Below are 674 nucleotides of genomic sequence, written 5' to 3' on the forward strand. Positions count from 1 at the left end.
TATGGATTTAAGGGCTTTCGCAAACAGTGAATATGATGCCCAAACCCTTGTTTTTCATACAATCCGAGAGCTTGGCGGTTAAAACTCCAAACCTCAACAAACATTTGGGTCGCGCCGTAATCGATAAAGGTAGATTCTATCTTATCGAGCAAAGCTTGAGCCGTTCCTTGCTTTCGATATTCCGGCATCACATACAACTCATCCACACTGCCCATCATCACAGGTTGGCTGACAACGGAAGTTAACTCACAAAAGTGACCAGAGACAAAACCGATAACTTCATCACCGACTTTCGCTACATATACCAAACACTCGGGATTATCGATGTAACGAGCAATGCTTTTCTCTTGCTCGATTTCTTCGGCAGTTTTAAACAATTCAGGGGATTGAACATGGTGCTCATCGTGCAAATCGAACATAAGATCGTTGAGCACTTCTAAATCATCAAAACTCGCAGCTTTGATTACAAATGCAGACATACTAAGGGTTACCAAAATTTGAGTCCGTATAGTGTGTTGCGAAAACACAGGCTTGGCAAGCCACAAAAGCGCCTACTCACGATTGTTTTCTGGAGCACCAACGCAAAAAAGCCCCTGTACAAATCAGCATACAGAGGCAGAACCAAACTACGGAGTTCGAGGATCAGGGTTTCATTTGAGTACGACGATAAATTG

Annotated in this window: 1 protein-coding gene; it reads right to left on the reverse strand. The window is 43.2% G+C overall.

The window, feature by feature from the left end; translation table 11 throughout:
* Positions 1-479: GNAT family N-acetyltransferase (locus tag R7O13_RS27480; protein WP_318305277.1), on the reverse strand; the 479-nt coding region annotated here is incomplete at its 3' end.
* Positions 480-674: the final 195 nt, after the last annotated feature.

The sequence above is a fragment of the Vibrio sp. Y176 genome (genome assembly GCF_033438945.1).